15 protein-coding genes are annotated in these 14,757 nt (G+C 71.6%); 5 read left to right on the top strand and 10 right to left on the bottom strand.

All coding sequences use genetic code 11. The features are described from left to right. Position 1: 1 nt before the first annotated feature. A complete protein-coding gene (locus ACZ6D7_RS06450) occupies positions 2-457 on the bottom strand; it encodes a DnaJ family domain-containing protein (protein WP_469484313.1) in 456 nt (151 codons plus the stop codon). 105 nt (positions 458-562) lie between these two features. Between ACZ6D7_RS06450 and ACZ6D7_RS06445 the strand changes: the two genes are divergently transcribed. Then, a complete protein-coding gene (locus tag ACZ6D7_RS06445) occupies positions 563-955 on the top strand; it encodes an FHA domain-containing protein (protein WP_469484310.1) in 393 nt (130 codons plus the stop codon). A 24-nt stretch (positions 956-979) separates the two neighbouring features. Here ACZ6D7_RS06445 and ACZ6D7_RS06440 read toward each other — a convergent pair whose 3' ends face one another. Together ACZ6D7_RS06440 and ACZ6D7_RS06435 are read right to left on the bottom strand one after the other, a co-directional pair. After that, a complete protein-coding gene (locus ACZ6D7_RS06440) occupies positions 980-1,651 on the bottom strand; it encodes an O-methyltransferase (protein WP_469484307.1) in 672 nt (223 codons plus the stop codon). A 92-nt stretch (positions 1,652-1,743) separates the two neighbouring features. After that, positions 1,744-3,267 (bottom strand): DUF2330 domain-containing protein, encoded by a 1,524-nt coding sequence (locus ACZ6D7_RS06435; RefSeq protein WP_469484304.1) that lies wholly within the window; start codon positions 3,265-3,267, stop codon positions 1,744-1,746. A gap of 345 nt (positions 3,268-3,612) precedes the next feature. On the opposite strand from ACZ6D7_RS06435, the gene ACZ6D7_RS06430 reads away from it, so the two are divergent. Further along, positions 3,613-5,664: a bifunctional glycosyltransferase 87/phosphatase PAP2 family protein gene (locus ACZ6D7_RS06430; RefSeq protein ID WP_469484301.1), complete on the top strand. Its 2,052-nt coding sequence runs from the start codon at positions 3,613-3,615 to the stop codon at positions 5,662-5,664. 40 nt (positions 5,665-5,704) lie between these two features. Here ACZ6D7_RS06430 and ACZ6D7_RS06425 read toward each other — a convergent pair whose 3' ends face one another. Then, the gene (locus tag ACZ6D7_RS06425; protein ID WP_469484298.1) at positions 5,705-6,157 is read right to left on the bottom strand and encodes an ATP-binding protein; all 453 of its coding nucleotides are present in this window, start codon (positions 6,155-6,157) and stop codon (positions 5,705-5,707) included. Positions 6,158-6,236: 79 nt separating this feature from the next. Here ACZ6D7_RS06425 and ACZ6D7_RS06420 point away from each other — a divergent pair, with 79 nt between their 5' ends. Both ACZ6D7_RS06420 and ACZ6D7_RS06415 read left to right on the top strand, forming a co-directional pair. Then, entirely contained in the window at positions 6,237-7,067 is an 831-nt protein-coding gene (locus ACZ6D7_RS06420; protein WP_469484295.1) for a helix-turn-helix domain-containing protein, read from the top strand. Then, on the top strand, positions 7,045-7,302 hold the full coding sequence (locus ACZ6D7_RS06415) for a DUF397 domain-containing protein (RefSeq protein WP_469484292.1): 258 nt from the start codon (positions 7,045-7,047) through the stop codon (positions 7,300-7,302). The genes ACZ6D7_RS06420 and ACZ6D7_RS06415 overlap by 23 nt, the downstream gene beginning before the upstream one ends. Here the strand turns inward: ACZ6D7_RS06415 and ACZ6D7_RS06410 are convergent. After that, positions 7,286-8,455, bottom strand: coding sequence for a steroid 3-ketoacyl-CoA thiolase (locus ACZ6D7_RS06410; RefSeq protein WP_469484289.1), 1,170 nt, complete (start codon positions 8,453-8,455; stop codon positions 7,286-7,288). The two genes, ACZ6D7_RS06415 and ACZ6D7_RS06410, sit on opposite strands and share 17 nt — an antisense overlap. A gap of 173 nt (positions 8,456-8,628) precedes the next feature. Between ACZ6D7_RS06410 and ACZ6D7_RS06405 the strand changes: the two genes are divergently transcribed. Beyond that, the gene (locus ACZ6D7_RS06405) at positions 8,629-9,864 is read left to right on the top strand and encodes a cytochrome P450 (protein ID WP_469484286.1); all 1,236 of its coding nucleotides are present in this window, start codon (positions 8,629-8,631) and stop codon (positions 9,862-9,864) included. Here the strand turns inward: ACZ6D7_RS06405 and ACZ6D7_RS06400 are convergent. The 5 genes from ACZ6D7_RS06400 to ACZ6D7_RS06380 form a co-directional block, all read right to left on the bottom strand. Beyond that, positions 9,851-10,039, bottom strand: coding sequence for a tudor domain-containing protein (locus ACZ6D7_RS06400; protein WP_469484283.1), 189 nt, complete (start codon positions 10,037-10,039; stop codon positions 9,851-9,853). The two genes, ACZ6D7_RS06405 and ACZ6D7_RS06400, sit on opposite strands and share 14 nt — an antisense overlap. A gap of 198 nt (positions 10,040-10,237) precedes the next feature. Next, positions 10,238-10,651 (bottom strand): aggregation-promoting factor C-terminal-like domain-containing protein, encoded by a 414-nt coding sequence (locus tag ACZ6D7_RS06395; protein ID WP_469484280.1) that lies wholly within the window; start codon positions 10,649-10,651, stop codon positions 10,238-10,240. A gap of 336 nt (positions 10,652-10,987) precedes the next feature. Continuing rightward, positions 10,988-11,794, bottom strand: coding sequence for an ECF transporter S component (locus ACZ6D7_RS06390; RefSeq protein WP_469484278.1), 807 nt, complete (start codon positions 11,792-11,794; stop codon positions 10,988-10,990). After that, the gene (locus tag ACZ6D7_RS06385; protein WP_469484275.1) at positions 11,791-13,572 is read right to left on the bottom strand and encodes an ABC transporter ATP-binding protein; all 1,782 of its coding nucleotides are present in this window, start codon (positions 13,570-13,572) and stop codon (positions 11,791-11,793) included. Before ACZ6D7_RS06385 ends, ACZ6D7_RS06390 begins: the two co-directional genes overlap by 4 nt. Beyond that, positions 13,569-14,693: a CbiQ family ECF transporter T component gene (locus ACZ6D7_RS06380; RefSeq protein ID WP_469484569.1), complete on the bottom strand. Its 1,125-nt coding sequence runs from the start codon at positions 14,691-14,693 to the stop codon at positions 13,569-13,571. The genes ACZ6D7_RS06385 and ACZ6D7_RS06380 overlap by 4 nt, the downstream gene beginning before the upstream one ends. Positions 14,694-14,757: the final 64 nt, after the last annotated feature.

Genomic DNA, 14,757 nt, shown 5'->3' with positions numbered 1-14,757 from the left:
CCTACACCTCTGACCCCTGGCCCGGGGCCTCGCCCGGGGCCCTCGCACCCGCCCGGCGCTCCCGGCGCTCCCGCCACTCCCGTACGACCGCTTCCACGTCGTACGGCTTCATACCCAGCGGGGGGCCGGGCGGCGGCTTGAACATCATGTCGCGGAGCTTGACGTTGACGTCCGTGATGATCTTCCGGACGATCCGCTCCGACGGAGCCGCGTACGCCGCCACGAGGGCGTCCTCCGCCTCCTTGCGCAGGGCGAGCGTCGGAGGCAGGACCGAGAGACCCTCGCGGGCCATCTTGCTCTTGATCCACCAGAGTTCGTCGTACGAGGTGTCCGTGCCCGGCGGCAACGGCTGCCCCGCGCCCGGGAGTCGGTCGAATTCGCCGCGCCGCTCGGCGTCACGGATCTGCTTGTCGACCCAGGACTCGAACGGCACACCAGGTGGCTTTCGCTCGGTCATGCGTCCATTGTGCCGGACGCGACCGGCCCGGGCGATTTATCATGCGGCCGCTGTGCAAACACTGTTCAGCCGCTGATGCAGCCGTTGTTTCACGAAGGAGCGCACGTGCTCGAACTCACCATGGCCACCGTCTCCGGGACGGAAGAGGGTGCCACGGCCGGCATGCTCATGGCCGACGCGCCCAGTGAACCGGGCGCCGTGCTGCGGGTGGGCCGGGACAAGTCCGTGTGCCGGCTGGTGACGCCCGAGGACTGGCTGTTCGTGTCCCGGGTGCACCTGGAGTTCCTGTGCGGTCCCGAGGGCACCTGGCAGGTCACCTGGCTCCAGGGCTCCCAGGCCGAGCCGTCCTCCGAAGTGCGGCTGGTGGCCGGGGCGTACGCCCAGCCGCTCCCGTACGGCGGGACCGTGACGCTGCCGCGCGGCGGCTCCGGCGAGATCATCGTCCTCGACCGCACCGGGCCGCGCAGCGTCAACGTGGGCTTCTACCACGAGGCGTAGCCCCGGGCAGGGGTGCTTCAGGGGCTACGCCAGGACGCGCGCCAGCGCGAAACCGTCGTAGCCCTTGGTGCCCACCGTCTGGATCGCGGTGCCGCTCAGTCTGGGGTGCGAGCCGATCAGTTCGAGCGCGGCCCGGGTGCCGCGTACGTCCCCCTCGGTGCTGTCCGTGTCCACGATCCGGCCGCCGCGCACGACGTTGTCCACGACGATCAGGCTGCCCGTGCTGGTGAGTCTGAGCGCCCACTCCAGGTAGTGCTCGTTGTTGGCCTTGTCGGCGTCGATGAAGACCAGGTCGAACGGCGGCGGGTTCTCGTCGGCCAGCAGCGGCAGCGAGTCCAGCGCCGCGCCGACCCGCACCTCGACCACCTTGTCGAGGCCCGCGCGCGCGATGTTGCGCACGGCGACCTCCGCGTGCTGCGGGCTGTACTCCAGGGAGATCAGCTTGCCGTCCGCGGGGAGGGCGCGGCCCAGCCAGATCGTGCTGTAGCCGCCGAGCGTGCCGATCTCCAGGATCGTCCGCGCCCCCTGGATCTCGGCGAGCAGCTGGAGCAGCTTGCCCTGGTTCGCCGTGACGTTGATCTGCGGCAGCCCGGCGGCGTCGCTGTCGCGCAGCGCGGCGTCGGTCACCTCGTCGTCCGGGGCGAGGTTCGCCGTGAAGTAGGCGTCGACGGCGTCCCAGACCTGCGACTCGCTCATGCGCTCTGCCTCTCGTGTACGCGCCTAGTTAGAACCGCTAACTAGTCATGCCAACGGCCAGGACCGCGCAGGGGTTCCCTTCGGACCGGCCGTCAGCGGTTGCCCGTGCGCGAATTCACTCGTTCGGCGGAAGGAATGCGGGAGCCGGGACTCGGGGGCGGGGCGGACGGCCTGGGTGGGGTCGGGGGCGTGGGGGGTGCGGGGGGTTTGGGCGGTGCGGGCGGCTGGGCCGGCTGGGGCGGTGTGGGTGGCTTGGCAGGAGCCGGAGGGGTCGGAGGAGCCGGAGTTACGGGTGGTACGGGTGGCACGGGTGGTGTGGGTGGAGCCGGGGGTTTGGGAGGCGTCGAGGGCATCGGGGGAGTCGAGGCAGTCGGGGGCGTGGGCGGCATCGGAGGCGCGGCCCCGGCGACGTCGGCGTTCTGTCGCTGTCGCTGTCGCTGTCGCTGTCGCCACGCGTGCGCGTGCTGTGCCCGTACCGTCCCTCGTCCCTCCCGGTCCCGGCGTACGGCGTGGACGATCGCCGCCGTGGCCAGCGCCGCGAGCCCGCCGCCGACCGTCAGGAGCCACACCGGGACGTCGATGACCGTCAGCAGCCGGTCCTCGTAGATCACCTGGCGGAAAGTGGTGTCCTGGGGCGCCCGGCGCAGCTCGTGGTCGCCGGAGACGGCCGAGGGGACCGGGAAGTCCTGGGCGACGGCGGTGAGGAAGGGCGTGCCGGCGGCGAGGGCGCGCAGCGGGCCCGTGGTCGTGCCGAGGCGGCCCGCGAAGGTGACCCGGGGGCGCTCGCCGCCGATGCGGGACGCCGGTTCCATGCGGTGCGCGGCGAGGACGTACAGGCCGAGCGACTGCGGGGTGGCCGCCAGCCGGGACAGCCGCATCGGGTAGACGAGGCGGTCGGAGGCGAAGGTGAGGTGGAGCGGTTCGAGGTCGCCGTTCAGGGGGACGCCGTCGGCCTCGGGGGCGAGCCGGACCGCCACGTACTCCCAGCGCAGGTCCACGTACGGCTGGAGGGCGCTCTTCAGGCGGGCGGGGAGGGCGAAGTCGTGGGAGGTCAGCCAGTCGTCCAGGGCGGCGGGGTCGGTGGCGGTCAGCCGGGCCACGTCGAACGGCCCGAGCTTCTCGCGTCCGACGACGTCCACGCCGGCGCGGGCCCCGGCCCCGGGCGGGGGCGGCGGGGGTCCTCCGTCGTCGCCGGTGGTCAGCGGCCAGTCGTCGTCCTGGGGCCAGAAGTGGTAGCGGGTGCGCTGCGCCGGGGCGGTGGCCTCGGCCAACTGGTCGAACAGCTCGGCGTCGCCGAGGCGGACCGTCGCCCGGTTCGGCACGGGCATGATCCAGGCGGCCCGGTCGGCGCTCCCGCCGACGGTCAGGCTCATGACGATCTGCTCCTGCTCGCCGTCCCAGCGCACGACGGAGACCTCCCGGCCGACCGTCATCGGCCGCTGGTCGCCGGGCAGCAGGGCGCCGCAGCCGCAGGCGTGGGCCGGGGCCAGGAGCGAGCCGAGCTGGACGGCCAGCAGGGCGAGCAGGACGGCCCCGACGCGGGCCCGTAACTCCTTCGGGTGCCGCCGTCTCCAGCGCGCCCTCAGGAAACCGACCGTGCCGACCGAGCCGACCATCCCCGCAGCCCCTTCGTCGTCCGTCCGCCGCCGTCCGCGTGCCGTTCGTTCATGACCGTTCATGACCGTCCGCCGCCGTCGGTGGCGTACGACGGTACGGCTGAAGTGGCTGTTCCGTTCGTGTGAAGTGCCAGTTCCGGCCGCTCTGTGACCCACATCGCGCCGTGCGGAGGCAACGTCACCCACGGCGCACTATCGTCTTCCGGACAAAAGGAGGGCCGACGTCAGGTGAAGCAGGGGTGGCCTGCGTCCCTCTCCGGGGGTGGTGCGAGCCTCATAGGGTTCGTGCAGGAGACGCCCACGCAAAAACCGCGTGGCACGAACGGGGCGGGAGGCCGACGAGGCGTGGCGAATGCGGAGCACAGCCGGCGACGACCGACGGAGGTCTTCGGGGCGACGGCGGTCGGCGCGGCGCCGTCGCGCCTGCGCGCGGCCCGTCTCGGCCTCTGGCTGGTCGCGGTGGTCCTCGCCGTACGCCAGATGGCCGTCGTCCTCGGCACCCCGCGCGGAGAACGGCTGACGGATCTGGAGACATGGGTCGGACCGAACGGCGTGCTGCACGTCAACGGCTCGCTCTACGACTCCACCCGCTTCACCGGCACCCCGTTCGGCGGGCTCGTCCTCAAGCCGCTCACCCGGGCGGCGGAACAGGCCCTGGGCTGGGGGTGGACCTTCGGCACCCTGCTGCTGGTCGTGGCGATCGGCCTGGTCGTCGCGCGGGCCCTGCCGCAGCCGGTCAGCAGACGTACGGCCCTGCTCGCCGCGCCGGTCGCGATCAGCCTGCTCATGCTGTCGCTGCCGGTGCGCAACACGCTGTGGCTCGGCCAGACCAGCATCATCCCGGTGCTGCTCGTCCTCCTCGGCTGTTTCGTCGTACGGGACTGGCGGGCCGCCGGTGCCCTGATCGGTGTGGCCGCCGCGCTCCAGCCGACCGTCCTGCTCTTCGCGGCGCTCCTGTGGTTCACCGGCCGCCGCCGGGTCGCGGTGGCCACCGGGGCCACGTTCGCCGGTGTCACCGTGCTCGCGTGGGCGGCGATGCCGCACGACTCGTACACCTACTGGGTGCACCACATGGCGGGGGTCGGCCTCGGCGGGAAGGCCGACGCGCTCGCCAATCAGTCCCTGCACGGCGCGCTGCTGCGCCTCGGCCTCTCCGGCCCGCTGGAGATCGGCCTGTTCCTGACGCTGGGCGCGGCCGTCGCCGTCCTCGGCATCCGCCGGGCGGTGCGCTACGCCCGCGACGGCCAACTGCTGCTCGCGGTGGCCCTCACCGGCTGCGCGGCGATCGCGGTCTCCCCGACGACCTGGCAGCACCAGCTGCTGTGGGTGCTGCCGGCGGTGGTGGGCCGGGTCGGCAAGCGCGCCTCGGACCGCTATGTCTGGCCGGTTGCGGTCGTCCTGGTGATGACCCTCCCGGCGAAGATGATGCTGCCGAACATGGCGACCCTCTACCCCCTGCGCGACAACGCGATCCTGCTGATCGCGATCGCCGCCGCGACGGTCGTCCCCTTCCTCTCGCGCACCTCGCCGTACTACCGCACGCCGATCCCCACGGAGTACGCAGAACCGGTCCCCACCCGCTGGAAGCGCGTCCCTCTCCTGCCCTTCCTCCGTCGCGTCCTGACCCGCCCGAACCTGCTCCTGGAACTGCTCCTGATCCGCGTCACGTACGCGGCGTACCAGCAGGTCAGGCTGGCGGCGACCGGCGGTTCGAACTCGGCCGGCCGGGTCCGGGCGGAGGCCCACGGCCAGCAGATCCTCGACCTCGAACGCCTCCTGCACATCGACATCGAGCACGCGGTCAACCACTGGGTGGTCGGCGTCGACTGGCTCCGCGAGTTCTTCGACTTCTACTACGAGTCCTTCCACTTCGTAGTGCCCCTGACGGTCCTGGCGGTCCTGTACTGGCGCCGCCCCGTCGACTACCGCTGGGCACGCTCGGCCCTCGGCTTCGCCACCCTCCTCGCCCTGGTCGGCTTCTGGCTCTACCCGCTCGCGCCCCCGCGCCTGATGCCGGCCCTCGGCATCATCGACACGGTCCACGGCGTCCAGGACTTCACCAAGCCGGACTACGGCACGCTCACCGCGTTGACGAACCAGTACGCGGCCATGCCGTCCCTCCACTTCGGCTGGTCCCTGTGGTGCGGCCTGGTCATCGCGATCGTCGCCCCCAAGTGGTGGATGAAGGCCCTGGGCCTCCTCCACCCCTTCTTCACCGCCTCGGCGATCGTCGCGACGGGCAACCACTGGATCCTGGACGCGGCGGGCGGCGCGGCGGTCGTCGTGGGCGGCTTCGGGCTGGCGTACCTGTTCATGGGGCCGCGGGCACGGTCGGCGAAACCGCTCGAGAGAGTCGTATCGGCACCGGAACAGAAGCACCCGACCCCGAGCGGTTGAGCTCTCCATGAGAGCGGTCACGGCTGAGACCGGGTGGGCATCACGGTCGGACGGGTGAGTCGGAGGAGTCGTCGATGACGTTCTCGCACTCGAACCACACCGTCTTTCCGCCCCCGGGCGCCGACGTCACGCCCCACTCGTCGACCAGCGCGTCGAGGAGGAACAATCCGCGGCCGCTCTCCGACTCCGGCCGTAGATCGGCCGGGGTCGGCTGGAGTTGGCCATAGGAGTCCGTCACCTCGACCCGGATTCCCGTCGGCCGCTTCAGGAGGAGGAACGTGCAGCGGCGGTCCGGGACGTGGCGGATCACGTTGGTGATCAGTTCCGTCACCGCCAACTCGACCGGGTCCGTGAGGTGTTCCAGGTTCCAGTCCTCCAGGAAGCTGCGGACGATGCGGCGGATGTGGTGCGGTGAGTGGTCGCCGGCCGTGAGCGTCATGCGGTACTGGGTGGGGACCGGGGGCGCGTAGATCGAGGGGAAGTATCCGTTCACGGGACGAGCGTGACCTGCCCCGACTACCCTGGGCTACCGATCGAATGCAACGCGTTCCGTCGTGAGAGGGGACCCCCGCGTGACCCACATCAACGTCCTCGACCCGGGTGCTTCACCGCTCGACTACTACGGCTTCGAGTTGCGGCGGTTGAGAGAGGCCGCCGGGCTCACTCAGCGGCAGCTGGGCGATGTTCTCAACTACACCGGGTCGTTGGTCGGGCAGGTCGAGACCGCGCGGAAAGTGCCCACGCTGGAGTTCAGCGAGCGGGTGGATGCGGCGCTCGGGACCGGTGGTCTGTTCTCGCGGCTCGTGGTGCTCGTCCTTCGTAGTCAACTTCCGGCCTGGTTCCAGCAGGTCGCTGAGCTCCAAGCGCGGGCCACCGAGATCTGCGCCTTCGAGACTCACATGGTGCCGGGGCTGCTCCAGACCAGGGGTTACGCCCGTGCTGTGCTCGGGGCGCTCGACCGAACCGACCTCGACGACCGCACCGCAGTGCGACTGGGTCGGCAGCGCATCTTCGAGAAGGAGCAGCCACCTCTCTACTGGCTGGTGCTGAGTGAGGCCGCACTGTGCCAGGAGATCGGTGGCCGGGCGGTCATGCGGGAGCAACTGGCCCACCTGTTGTCCTTCGAGGGCAATCCGCGAATCAACGTCCAGGTGCTGCCCTTCGCGGCGGGCGCGCATGCGGGGTTGCAAGGCTCGTTCGACGTCTACCGCTTCGCGGGCGACCCCGCCATCGTCTATACCGAGGGCTACAACAGCGGGCATCCGACCGCCAACCCGGACACCGTCAAGGACTGCTCGCTCCGTTACGATCATCTGCAAGCTGCCGCGCTCTCCCTCAAAGACTCGGCGGCGCTGATCCGGCGAGTGATGGAGGAACGCTATGGAGAGCAGCATCTGGCGTAAGTCCAGCTACAGCGGCGACCAGGGCGGCCAGTGCGTGGAATGCGCGACGGTCGGAGCCCTGGCTTGGCGTAAGTCGTCGTACAGCGGAGACCAGGGCGGCAACTGCGTCGAGATCGCCGAAACCCCCGCCACCATCGCCATCCGCGACTCCAAGAACCCGGCGGGCCCGATCCTCACGCTCCGGCCCGCCGTGTTCTCGGCCTTCGTCGGCTGGGCGGCTACAGCCGCTGAATGATCGTCCCGGTCGCCAGCGCACCCCCCGCGCACATGGTGATCAGGGCGAACTCCCTGTCCGTGCGTTCCAGTTCGTGGAGGGCCGTCGTGATCAGGCGGGCGCCCGTCGCTCCGACCGGGTGGCCGAGGGCGATCGCGCCGCCGTTGACGTTGACCTTGGACAGGTCCGCCTCGAAGACCTGCGCCCAGCTCAACACCACTGACGCGAACGCCTCGTTGATCTCGACCAGGTCGATGTCCTTCAGGGACATGCCCGCCTTGCCGAGTACCGCCCGCGTCGCGTCGATCGGGCCGTCCAGGTGGTAGTGGGGGTCCGCGCCCACCAGGGCCTGGGCCACGATCCTCGCCCTCGGCTTCAGTTTCAGGGCGCGGGCCATCCGTTTCGACGCCCACATGATCGCCGCCGCGCCGTCGCTGATCTGCGACGAGTTGCCGGCCGTGTGGATCGCCGTCGGCATGACCGGCTTCAAGCGGGACAGGGCCTCCAGGGACGTGTCGCGTAGACCCTCGTCGCGGTCCACCAGGCGCCACATGCCCTGGCCGGCCGCCTGTTCCTCCTCCGTCGTCGGGACCTGGACGGCGAACGTCTCCTTCTTGAAGCGTTCCTCCGACCAGGCCGCCGCCGCCCGGTTCTGGGAGAGCAGGCCCAGCCCGTCGACGTCCTCCCGGCTCAGGCCCCGGTGCCTGGCGATACGTTCCGCCGCCTCGAACTGGTTCGGCAGGTCGACGTTCCACTCCTCCGGGAACGGCTTCCCGGGGCCGTGCTTCGAGCCGGAGCCGAGGGGGACTCGGGACATCGCCTCGACCCCGCACGAGATACCTACGTCGATCACGCCCGCCGCGATCATGTTCGCCGTCATGTGCGACGCCTGCTGCGAGGAGCCGCACTGGCAGTCGACCGTGGTCGCCGCCGTCTCGTACGGCAGGCCCATCGTCAGCCAGGCGGTGCGCGCGGGGTTCATGGACTGTTCGCCGGCATGGGTCACCGTGCCGCCGACGATCTGTTCGACCGCGTCGGCGGGAATGCCGGTGCGGCCCAGGACTTCGCGGTAGGTCTCGCCCAGGAGGTAGGCGGGATGCAGGTTGGCCAGCGCGCCGCCGCGCTTGCCGATGGGGGTGCGGACTGCTTCCACGATCACGGGTTCGGCGGCCATGGGTGCGGATCCTCCTCCGAGGAACTAGTACGTGTTCTAGTTCTTCCGAGCAGTCTGCGGACGTGATGTGGGTCACCGCAAGGGTCTTGCAGCCTTCAGCACCCTGAACTACCTTCACGGCAATCTATTTCTGATGAACCGTCAGATGGAAAGTTCGATGGCTGGAGCTGCCCATGCCCTGTCCAGCGCTTCCCGACGGGTTCGACTTCACCGATCCCGACCTGCTGCACCACCGTGTGCCCCTCCCGGAGTTCGCCGAGCTGCGCCGCGCCGAACCGGTCCGCTGGATCCCGCAGACGGGCAATGTCGCCGGCTTCCAGGACGAGGGGTACTGGGCCGTCACCCGGCACGCCGACGTGAAATACGTTTCCACGCACCCGGAGATCTTCTCCTCGTACCTCAACACCGCGATCATCCGCTTCAACGAGCACATCCAGCGGGACTCGATCGACGCGCAGCGGCTGATCCTGCTCAACATGGATCCGCCCGAGCACACGCGCGTGCGGCAGATCGTGCAGCGCGGGTTCACGCCCCGGGCGATCAGGGGCCTGGAGGAGCGGCTGCGGTCACGGGCCGCCGCCATCGTCGAGACCGCCCGCGCGCACGAGGGCCCCTTCGACTTCGTCACCGAGGTCGCCTGCGAGCTGCCCCTCCAGGCCATCGCCGAGCTGATCGGCGTACCGCAGGACGACCGGGCCAAGATCTTCGACTGGTCCAACAAAATGATCGCCTACGACGACCCCGAGTACGCGATCACCGCCGAGGTCGGAGCGCTCTCCGCCGCCGAGCTGATCTCGTACGCCATGAACATGGCCGCGGAGCGGAAGCGGTGTCCCGCCCATGACATCGTCTCCACGCTGGTGGCGGCCGAGGACGAGGGGAATCTGAACTCCGACGAGTTCGGGTTCTTCGTGCTGATGCTGTCCGTCGCCGGGAACGAGACCACCCGGAACGCGATCACGCACGGCATGCACGCCTTCCTCACCCATCCCGAGCAGTGGGAGCTGTACAAGGCCCGGCGGCCCGCCACCGCCGCCGAGGAGATCGTGCGGTGGGCCACACCCGTCGTCTCCTTCCAGCGGACCGCCACCCAGGACACCGAGCTGGGCGGCAAGCTGATCAGGAAGGGGGAGCGGGTCGGGATCTTCTACGCCTCCGCCAATCACGATCCGGAGGTGTTCGACCGCCCCGACGAGTTCGATGTGACCAGGGATCCGAATCCTCATCTCGGGTTCGGTGGCGGCGGGCCGCACTTCTGCCTCGGCAAGTCGCTCGCCGTGCTGGAGATCGACCTCATCTTCAACGCCGTCGCCGACGCCATGCCCGGACTGACGCTCGTGGAGGATCCGAGGCGGCTGCGGTCCGCCTGGATCAACGGCGTGAAGGAGCTGCGGGTCAGCGCGGGGTGACGAAGTCGCTGCGGGTGACCGTGGTGGTGGAGCCGTCCTCGCGTTGCACCGTGTACTCGACCTTGGTGATCGTGCCGGGGGTGGGGGTGACGGGCGCGGTCAGGTTCAGCAGGTCGCGCATCTCGGTGTCGTTGAACACGACGTGGTCGCCCACCTGGTAGTCCGGCATGGTCATGGTCACGGTCTCCGCTCGTCGGGTGGCCGGCGGGTCGTCCGGCGCGTCGCGTGTACCAGTACCGCGCCACGCCGGACGGCACGCCCGCCGTCCCTCACTCGGATCAGCCACCGGGCTCAGGGGAAGCCGAGCGAACGCCGAAGCGGCGGCCCCGGGGTTCGGGGCCCCCCGCGGTCAGGCGTGCGGGGTGGGTGCGGCTCAGTACCAGCCGTTGGCCTGCCAGAAGTTCCAGGCGCCGGCGGGGCTGCCGTAGCGGGAGTTCATGTAGTCCAGGCCCCACTTGATCTGGGTGGCGGCGTTGGTCTTCCAGTCGGAGCCGGCGGAGGCCATCTTGGAGCCGGGGAGGGCCTGGACGAGGCCGTAGGCGCCGGAGGAGGCGTTGGTGGCGTCGACGTCCCAGTTGCTCTCGTGCTTGACGATGTTGGCGAAGGCCTTGTACTGCGTGGCGTCCGGGATCATCCTGTGCGCGATCGCCTGGGCCTGCGAAGCCGACGACGAGGCCGCGTGGGCCGGGGCCGCGGTCATGGCCAGGCCGGCGGAGGCGGCGACCAGGGCGACGGCGGTGAGGGCCTTCTTCGGGCTGGCGATGCGGCGGATGATCGAGACGGACACGGAGAACCTTTTTCTTCGGGGACAGGTGCGGTCGCTTGCATGCGGAAGTCACGCGGTGCGTGGCCGCTCCGCGTGGTGTGCGGTGGGTGGCTGCATGCCTCGGCGCCGAGGCCCGTGGGCTCGTCGGCGCCGTGCGACGTCATCCAGATAAGCAGGCCCGGAAGGCGTCCGCAAAGACCCCTTTTGCTAGTTGTGGTCGTATTCGAGAGCGAGGCGGTCCGTGTGAGCTGGCTCTCAATGCGCAGGTCAGGGCGGGTTATGGCATGGGCATGGCGTCCGAAATGCACCACTAGGGAAGGTAGTAGGTGATGTGGGTCATGTGGGGTGCTTCACCGGTCAACGGCCCTCGAACGTGACCGCGGTCTCGAACGCGGCCCGCCGAGTGGCTCTGCGTAGCGCCTTGAGCACGGCCGGACCGAGGGTGAGGGTGAGGACGACCGTCACCACCGCCCGGCCCAGGTCCCAGCCCAGCGAGGTCGCCACGCAGTACGCGACGAACCGGGCCAGGTTCGCGGGGACCGCCGCGTCCGGGTCGAAGGCGATGTGCGAGGCCAGCGTCCCCATGAAGGGCCAGCCCGCCATGTTCATCGCCGTCCCGTACGCGAAGGCGGCGAGGAAGCCGTAGCCGGAGAGCAAAGCCAGTTCCGTACGGCCGCGCAGGCCGGCCCGGCCGGGCAGCAGGCCCGCGCCCATCGTGAACCAGCCCATGGCCAGCATCTGGAACGGCATCCACGGCCCCACCCCGCCCGTGAGCAGGGCGGACGCGAACATCGTGACCGAGCCGAGGACGAAGCCGAAGCCCGGCCCGAGGACCCGGCCGCTGAGCACCATCAGGAAGAACATGGGCTCGATGCCGGCCGTGCCCGCGCCGATAGGCCGCAGGGCCGCGCCCGTCGCGGCCAGGACGCCCAGCATCGCCACCGCCTTCGCGCCGAGCCCGGACTCGGAGATCGTCGCCGCCACCACCGCGACGAGGAGCACCAGCAGGCCCGCGAAGAGCCAGGGCGCGTCCTGGGCGTGCGCGTTCAGCGTGGAGGCGGGCGGGGCGAGGAAAGGCCAGGTGAAGGCGATCACACCGACCGCGCTGACCAGGATCAGGGAGAGCAGGGAGCGGGGGCCGAGGCGGACGGCTCGCGCGGTCATGCGAGCGCCTCCCTCACCTGCGCGACCGTGAGCCACTCCTGCGGGGCCAGGATCTTCGTCACCTGCGGGGCGAAGGACGGGGAGGACACCACCACCTCCGGGGTCGGGCCGTCGGCGATCACCTCGCCCTCGGCGAGCAGGACGACCCGGTGGGCCAGCTCGGCGGCGAGTTCCACGTCGTGCGTCGCCAGGACGATCGCGTGTCCGGCCGCCGCCAGCTCGCGCAGGACGGCGACCAGGCGGGCCTTCGCCGCGTAGTCCAGTCCCCGGGTCGGCTCGTCGAGGAGGAGCAGGGGCGGGCGGGCGGTCAGGACGACCGCGAGGGCGAGGGTGAGGCGCTGGCCCTCGGAGAGGTCGCGGGGGTGGATGTCGTCCGTGATGCCGGGGAGGAGGTCGGTGACCAGGGCCCGGCAGGTGCCGGGGGTGGCCTGCGCGTCCCGGTCGGCCGCCGCGCACTCGCCGGCGACCGTGTCGGCGTACAGCAGGTCACGGGGTTCCTGCGGGACCAGGCCGACGCGGCGGACCAGGTCGCGGGGCGGGGTGCGGTGCGGTGTGAGGCCGCCGACCCGGACCGTCCCGGCGGACGGCTCCACGAGCCCCACCAGGGTGGAGAGAAGGGTGGACTTTCCGGCGCCGTTGCGTCCCATGAGGGCGACCGTCTCGCCGGGGCCGACGGTCAGGTCGACCCGGCTGAGGGCCTGCACCTGGGCACGGCGGACGGAGAGGGCGTGGGCCTCGGCGGGGGGTGCGGAGGACAGTCGTACTGAGGCTTCGGGCCGACGCCCGCGCCCGCGCCCGAAGGGGAGCCATCGGGAGACGGCGGTGGGGCGGGGAACGGGGGGCAGGGGTGCGGGGCCCGGTGACACGGGCCCGGCCTCGGCGCCTTCGCCCGGGTCGCTCGCGGTGCTCCCCGAGGCGCCCCCCGGCTCCGATCGCTGCTGCTCCTGCCTCTGCTCCTGCCTCTCCTCCAGCCGTTCCCGCAGGTCGGACGCGCGGCGGCGGGCGTCGCGGACCGTCAGCGGGAGGGGGGTCCAGCCCGCGAGGCGGCCCAGGTCCACCACCGGCGGGTACACCGGGGAGACGGCCATCATCTCCGCCGGGGTGCCGAGCAGCGGGGCCGCGCCGGGGGCGGGGAGGAGGGCGACCTGGTCGGCGTACTGGAGGACGCGCTCCAGCCGGTGTTCCGCGAGCAGCACCGTCGTACCGAGGTCGTGGACCAGGCGCAGGAGGACGGCGAGGACCTCCTCGGCGGCGGCCGGGTCGAGGGCGGAGGTCGGTTCGTCGAGGACGAGGACCCGGGGGTGCGGGGTGAGGACCGAGCCGATCGCGACGCGCTGCTGCTGGCCGCCGGAGAGGGTGGCGATCGGGCGGTCGCGCAGGGCGGCGAGGCCGAGCAGGTCGAGGGTCTCCTCGACCCGGCGGCGCATCACCTCCGGGGGCAGGCCGAGTGACTCCATGCCGTAGGCCAGCTCCTCCTCGACCGTGTCGGTCACGAAGTGGGAGAGCGGGTCCTGGCCCACCGTCCCGACGACGTCGGAGAGTTCGCGTGGTTTGTGGGTGCGGGTGTCGCGGCCGGCGACGGTGACGCGGCCGCGCAGGGTGCCGCCGGTGAAGTGCGGGACCAGGCCGGAGACCGTGCCCAGCAGCGTCGACTTGCCGACGCCCGACGGGCCCGCGAGGAGGACCAGTTCGCCCTCGGGGATGGTGAGGTCGACGCCGCGGAGGGTGGGCTCGGGGGCGCCGTCGTACGTCACGGAGACGTTCTCGAAGCGGATCACGACGGCTCCTTGGGCTTTTCCGTGGGGCTCTGCGGTGCGAGGAAGGCGGGGAGGAGGCCCAGGAGGACCGCCGCCGCGGGCCAGAGGGGCAGGGTCGGGGCCGTCAGGGGGGCCACGCCCGGGTGCAGGGCCGCCGGGTCGGTGGTGGAGGCGACGGTGAGCAGCGCGGCCACCGCGATGCCGGACGCGGCGATCAGACAGGCGCGCGGGGTCCAGCGGTCGGGGCGGTAGCGGGTACGGGGGGAACGGCGGCCGCCCAGCCGGAGTCCGGCGAGCGCCGCGGTGACGCCGGCGAGGAGGAGGGGCAGGCCGTAGGTGCCGCCTTCGGCGGTGAGCAGTCCGTACGTTCCCGCGCAGACGCCGAGCAGACCGCCGAGGGTGAGGGCGGTCGTCGTACGGCGGACCGGGGCGGGGACGTCGGCGGTACGGCCGTAGCCGCGGGCGTCCATCGCGGCGGCGAGGGCGACGGAGCGTTCCAGCGCGCCCTCCAGCACCGGGAGGCCGATCTGGAGGAGGCCCCGGACGCCCCGGTCCGGGCGGCCGCGGAGGCGGCGAGCGGCACGCAGCCGCTGGACGTCGGCGATCAGGTTCGGCGCGAAGGTGAGGGCCACGACCACGGCCACGCCCGTCTCGTACAGCGCGCCGGGGAGCGCCTTGAGCAGGCGGGAGGGGCTGGCGAGGGCGTTCGCGGCGCCCACGCAGACGAGGAGGGTGGCGAGGCGGAGGCCGTCGTAGAGGGAGAAGAGGACACCCTCGGCGGTCACCTCGCCACCGAGGCGGATGCCCTGCGCCCAGGCCGGCAGCGGGACTTCGGGGAGGGTGACGATCACCTGCGTGCCGGGGACGGGGGAGCCGAGGGCGACGACGAACACGAGACGGATGAGGAGGACGGCGAGGGCGAGCTTGAGGAACGCGGAGTAGGAGCGGGCCCAGGGCGTGTGGGGGCGGCAGGTGGTGACGACGTAGGCGGAGGTGGTGAGGAGCAGGGCGAGCAGGAGGGGGTTGGTGGTGCGGGTGGCCGCGGTGCCGAGGGCCAACGCCCAGACCCACCAGGCGGCGGGGTGGACGGTGCGGACGAGGCGTGCGGGGCGTGCGGTGGACCTGGGGTGCGCGGCGCCCAGGGGGCCCGCGGGGCCCGCGGGGTCCACGGGCTGCGCGGGCTGCGCGGGGTGCGCGGGTCGGATG

The sequence above is a fragment of the Streptomyces sp. NPDC041784 genome (assembly GCF_055591025.1).
This window is presented reverse-complemented; position numbering and strand designations above follow the sequence as displayed.

Bases quoted from the DNA above. Each gene is read 5' to 3' on its own strand.
- ACZ6D7_RS06390 (WP_469484278.1), bottom strand. From the start codon at position 11,794: ATGACCGCGCGAGCCGTCCGCCTCGGCCCCCGCTCCCTGCTCTCCCTG.
- ACZ6D7_RS06450 (WP_469484313.1), bottom strand. From the start codon at position 457: ATGACCGAGCGAAAGCCACCTGGTGTGCCGTTCGAGTCCTGGGTCGAC.
- ACZ6D7_RS06400 (WP_469484283.1), bottom strand. From the start codon at position 10,039: ATGACCATGCCGGACTACCAGGTGGGCGACCACGTCGTGTTCAACGAC.
- ACZ6D7_RS06405 (WP_469484286.1), top strand. From the start codon at position 8,629: ATGCCCTGTCCAGCGCTTCCCGACGGGTTCGACTTCACCGATCCCGAC.
- ACZ6D7_RS06435 (WP_469484304.1), bottom strand. From the start codon at position 3,267: ATGGTCGGCTCGGTCGGCACGGTCGGTTTCCTGAGGGCGCGCTGGAGA.
- ACZ6D7_RS06415 (WP_469484292.1), top strand. From the start codon at position 7,045: ATGGAGAGCAGCATCTGGCGTAAGTCCAGCTACAGCGGCGACCAGGGC.
- ACZ6D7_RS06440 (WP_469484307.1), bottom strand. From the start codon at position 1,651: ATGAGCGAGTCGCAGGTCTGGGACGCCGTCGACGCCTACTTCACGGCG.
- ACZ6D7_RS06410 (WP_469484289.1), bottom strand. From the start codon at position 8,455: ATGGCCGCCGAACCCGTGATCGTGGAAGCAGTCCGCACCCCCATCGGC.